This is a genomic window from Streptomyces sp. NBC_01481, from assembly GCF_026339995.1.
GTDB lineage: Bacteria > Actinomycetota > Actinomycetes > Streptomycetales > Streptomycetaceae > Streptomyces.
The window spans coordinates 112413-117076 of record NZ_JAPEPT010000006.1 but is presented as its reverse complement, the minus strand read 5'-3'; the positions used below and the strand labels follow the sequence as shown (position 1 = coordinate 117076).

The 4664-nt window shown below is 69.9% G+C and carries 5 protein-coding genes; 4 read left to right on the top strand and 1 reads right to left on the bottom strand.

Translation table 11 applies throughout. The features are described 5' to 3' along the window. Window positions 1-18: 18 nt before the first annotated feature. The 4 genes from OOK40_RS30445 to OOK40_RS30430 are packed head-to-tail and all read left to right on the top strand — an operon-like array spanning window position 19 to window position 3144. A complete protein-coding gene (locus tag OOK40_RS30445) occupies window positions 19-1308 on the top strand; it encodes a cytochrome P450 (RefSeq protein ID WP_266487945.1) in 1290 nt (429 codons plus the stop codon). 36 nt (window positions 1309-1344) lie between these two features. Continuing rightward, window positions 1345-2103 carry an SRPBCC domain-containing protein gene (locus OOK40_RS30440; RefSeq protein ID WP_266487944.1) on the top strand — a complete coding sequence of 253 codons (759 nt, stop codon included), beginning with the start codon at window positions 1345-1347 and terminating at the stop codon, window positions 2101-2103. 35 nt (window positions 2104-2138) lie between these two features. Continuing rightward, window positions 2139-2315, top strand: coding sequence for a hypothetical protein (locus OOK40_RS30435; protein ID WP_266487943.1), 177 nt, complete (start codon window positions 2139-2141; stop codon window positions 2313-2315). 16 nt (window positions 2316-2331) lie between these two features. Then, complete coding sequence (locus OOK40_RS30430; protein WP_266487942.1) at window positions 2332-3144, top strand: thioesterase II family protein; 813 nt, start codon at window positions 2332-2334, stop codon at window positions 3142-3144. A gap of 23 nt (window positions 3145-3167) precedes the next feature. Here the strand turns inward: OOK40_RS30430 and OOK40_RS30425 are convergent, their stop codons facing one another. After that, window positions 3168-4523, bottom strand: coding sequence for an FAD-binding oxidoreductase (locus OOK40_RS30425; RefSeq protein ID WP_266487941.1), 1356 nt, complete (start codon window positions 4521-4523; stop codon window positions 3168-3170). Between the last annotated feature and the right edge of the window lie 141 nt (window positions 4524-4664).

Sequence of the window (4664 nt, the reverse complement as noted above, 5' to 3'; positions counted from 1 at the left end):
GACGGCGGACGCAGACCAGTGAGCACCACCACCGACGCCGCCGAGGCCGTACCGCGCGCAGCGGACCGGGCCCCGGCGGCCCCCGGCGCCGCTGCGGCGCAGGGCACTGTGGCAGTACCCGACATCACGGCGGCGATGCGCACCCCGGAGTTCCTTCAGGACCCCTATCCGCTCTACGCCCGCATGCGCCGGGAGTGCCCGGTGCACCGCAGCCCGCAGGGCATCTGGTATCTCACGCGTCACGCGGAGGTGGAGACGGCACTCGGGGACCTGCGGCTGTCCAACGACCGTGAACGGATGACGCGTTCGCTGACCGCCCGCGACGGCCGGCTCCGTGACCTGAGCAGGCTGACCGCGCGGCTGGGACGTGTGATGACCAACACCGACCCGCCCGACCACGCCCGGCTGCGCAAGCTGGTGAACAAGGCATTCACCGCGCGCCGCGTCGAGGGCCTGAGGGAGCGGATCCAGCAGATCGTCGACGGCCTGCTCGACCGCGCCGTGGCCGACGGCCGGTCGACGGACCTCATCGAGGCTGTCGCCGCGCCCCTGCCTCACACGGTCACCTGCGAACTGTTCGGCATTCCCGAAGCCGACCGGGGGCGGGTCACCTTGTGGTTCCAACGGCTGGGACTGCTCGGCGAGGACATCGAGCAGGCGGAAGCCGCGGTGGACCAGTTCGAGGACTACCTGATGGGGCTCGTCCGGCAGCGGCGGGCCACCCCCGGCGACGACCTCATCAGTGCACTCGTGGCGCGGCAGGCGTGCGGCGACCACCTCACCGACGAGGAACTGCTGTCCACCTGTTTCATGCTCATCACCGCAGGTGACGAGACCAGCACCCACCTGATCGGCAACGGGACACTGGCCCTGCTGCGGTACCCCGAACAGCTCGCCCTGCTGCGCGACCGGCCGGAACTGATCCGGCAGGCCGTCGAGGAACTGGTGCGCTACGACACGCCCACGCAGTCGATCGTCAGGGTCGTCGCGCAGGACGTCACCGTCGGCGGCCGCACACTCGGTACGGGTGACCTGGTGTACCTGGTCCTCGCCTCGGCCAACCGGGACCCCGACCGGTTCGCCGACCCGGACCGGCTCGACCTCGTGCGGCCCGGCAACCGGCATCTGAGTTTCGGCAACGGCCCCCACTTCTGCCTGGGCGCCCCACTGGCGCGCCTCCAGGCCGAGATCGCCATCGGCACAGTCCTGCGCCGGTTGCCGGGACTGTGCCTGGACGACAGCACGCCGCTCGCCTGGCACACCAACCCGTTGCAGCGCCGACTACGGGCACTTCCCCTCACCTACTGACTCCCGACCCCTTTTCCGAGAAGGAGACATTCGTCCATGGCCACGGAATTCAAGGTAGAACGCGAACAGGACTTGCCCGCCGCCCCCGAGCAGGTCTGGAAGGCCGTCGCGACCCGCGACGGCAACGTGGGCTGGCTGTACCCCATGGACGTGGAATCCCGCGTCGGCGGGACCGTGTCCCGGGGGCCATCCACGGTGCTCGCCTGGGAGCCGCCGCACCGGTTCGTCTGCCGCTATTCCGACGACACCGGCTTCTCCAACACGCTCACCTACCTCGTCGGCGAACGGGACGGTGGCGACAGGTCCCACCTGCGGATGAGCATCCACTGGGTGCACGAGGGCGTCCCCGACTCCAACTGGGACAACAAGTCCGACGCGGCCGAGAAGCACGTGGACTTCTACCAGCACAGCCTCGCCGAGTACCTGACCCACTTCGCCGGCCGCACGGCCGCCTATGTCCGTGCCTCCCGGCCCGAACCGACCTCCGACCCGGGCGACTTCGATTCCCTGCGCCGCCACCTCGGGCTGCCCGACGGCGTCGCCGTCGGTGACAGTGTGAAGATCCGCCTCGACGACGTCCTCGGCGGGCCGCAGAGCGCGGTGGTCGACTACCTGACCGCCGACTTCCTCGGCCTGCGCACCAGCGACGCCCTCTACCGGTTCTTCAACGGCAGCACCTGGAACTGGCCCATCTGGGCGGGACACCACATCTTCTCCGGTGGTGTCGACGAGGAGTCAGCCGCGCAGGCCTGGACCACCTGGCTGGACGAGGCCGTTTCCCGGCCCTCCGCATGAGCCCCCCTCGACACCCGCTCCCCCTGGAAGAACCCATGGAAACCGTGCTGTACAGCGCAGAGCTCGTCTTCGAGGACGGCGAGTACAAGCTCGTCGTCAAGAACCATCGGCACGGCACCGTGCAGGTGGCATACGTGGCCAAGAAGGCCGTGGAGAAGCTGCCCATGTTCCTGTCCATGCTCAACGCCAAGCAGCTCAGCGGCTGCAGCTAGCAGGAGAACCGTCACCATGACGTCCATCCACGCGACTGGCGGGCCGGTCCGTACGGCGGCCGTCCCGGGGGAGTGGTTCCGCGTCCACCGGCGGGAGGACGAGCCGCGGCTGCGGCTCGTCTGCTTCCCGCACGCCGGCGGGACCACCCACCTCTTCCACGGCTGGCCCGCCCACCTGCCGCCGGACATCGAACTGCTCGCCGTCCGTTATCCGGGCCGCCATGATCGGCTCGTCGAGCCGTGCATGACGGACATGGCCGCGCTCGCCACCGCGGTAGCCGACGCCCTCCGGGCCTACGACGACAGGCCGCTCGCTCTCTTCGGGCACAGCATGGGCGCTTCCGCCGCGTACGAGGTCGCCCTGCGGCTCCAGGCACGCGGGACCGCTGTGGAGCGTCTCTTCGTCTCCGCGCACGCATCACCACACCGGGCACGGCGCCGGCTGCTCTCGCACTGCGACGACGCGACGCTCATCGCCGAGGTCCGTCGGCTCGGCGAGTACGGATCGGAGGCCTACGACATCCCGGAACTGCGCGAGCTGCTGCTGCCCGCGCTGCGCGCCGACTTCCGCATGCTGGAGAACTACCGTCCGTCCAGGCCCACGGCCGTCCGCGTACCGATCACGGCCTATGCCGGAGAGTCCGACCCGGGCGTCTGTGTCGAGGACGTACACAGCTGGGCCGTCCTCGCCCCACCGGGCGGATTCGCGTGGAGGACGTTCCCAGGCGACCACTTCTACCTCGCCTCCGAAGAGGCGTCCGTGGTCGCAGACGTCGTGGGACTCCTTTCGCCACACCCGGTGCGGCTCGAGCACCGCTCATCGCCGTGAGCCGGTCTCCGAGGGAGCAGACATCACCCCATCACTGTGTGGCAAGAAGCTCCGTCGAAGGGACGTTTGCGCCGGAACGATCCCAGGTTGACGATGTGACCGGTGTGTGAGCCCCGGCAGCGCAACGGCTCACGGTCGTGGTCGTGTCCGGCCTCGACGCGGTCCACAAGAGTCGCGAGAAACCGGCCCACCAGGGGAGCGTTCTTGAACTGGTTGCCGCTGGTACCCATGGCCACATAGAAGCCGTCCAGATCGGAACGGTCGTAAATGGGGGTCCAGTCGTCGGCGACGTCGTAGACGCCGGCGATGCCGGTGGGCCGGTTCGGGACCGTCATCAGAGGGAACCGGCGTGCCGCTCTGGTCACTTGGGCCTCGAAGGAGCTGGGCGTGGGATAGGGGCTGGCCACGTCCGGATCGACGATCCAGCCCAGTGGGTCGCATTCGGGTTCGGTGCCGCCGACAAGGACGTTTCTTCCTGCTGCCGGACGCATGTAGATGCCGAGGTCCGGGTCGGCGATCACCGGGCCGAGGGCTTCGTCGGAGGCGCAGCCGGAGCCGTAGCCGGAGCCACCGGGTGAGGCGACCTGATGGACCTCCTGGCGCAGTGGACGCACGCCGACGGTGAAGTCGCCGCCGACTCCTGCCATACGGTTGAAGCGGCCCGACCACGGACCGGCGGCGTTGACCACGACCGGGGTCGTGATCCGGCTGCCGTCGGCGAGGCGGACGGCGGACACCCGCCCCGCGCGCCGGTCGACACCGACGACGGTGCGATGGAAAAGGAAGCGTGCGCCCAGTCCGGCCGCCGCGTCGGCAAGGTTCTGTGTGGCCAGTTGGGGATCGTCGACGAATCCGGCGTCGGGCGTGAACAAGGCACCCAGTTCGCCGCGGGGTTCGGCGAAGAATGCCTCGTCGTGCACCGGCTTCGGGGGCCAGTACCGGCCCGGGTCGATGCCCGGGATGCGGCTCCGCAGCGTCGCAGCGTCCCATCGCTCGTACGGCACACCGATCCGGTCGAACAAGTCGACGACGGTCGAGGTGCGGGACATGGGGGAGTCGAGCAGCACCGCTCCGGTCCGCCGGAACCTCGCCAGGGCGCCGGGGCCACCGTGGCCCAAGTGCGTGTCCCAGCCGGCCCAGATGTGGGCGGCTTCCCAGGCCGTGGCAACGCCGTCCCACGTGGAGAAGTCGAAGCGGACGATCGCACTTGAGGCGCTGGTCGATCCGTGCCCGGCACTGCCCGACTTGTCCACGACGACGACCCTCCGGCCGGTGCGTGCCAGCTCGAGCGCGACGGCAGCTCCGATCACGCCGGCGCCCACGACCACCGCGTCCGCCCCGGTCGGCACCGTGTCCGGTTCCGTTCCTCCGGCTGTCACCAGGACGGATCCTCCATGAACTCGGCGACGCTCGCCGGCGCGACGGCCGACGCTCGCGCGGCCGGCCACCGTCGGAAGACCGGAACGATGCGCCGCATGACCCTCATCGTGCCCGTGAGAGCTGCCACGGGCCAATGCACC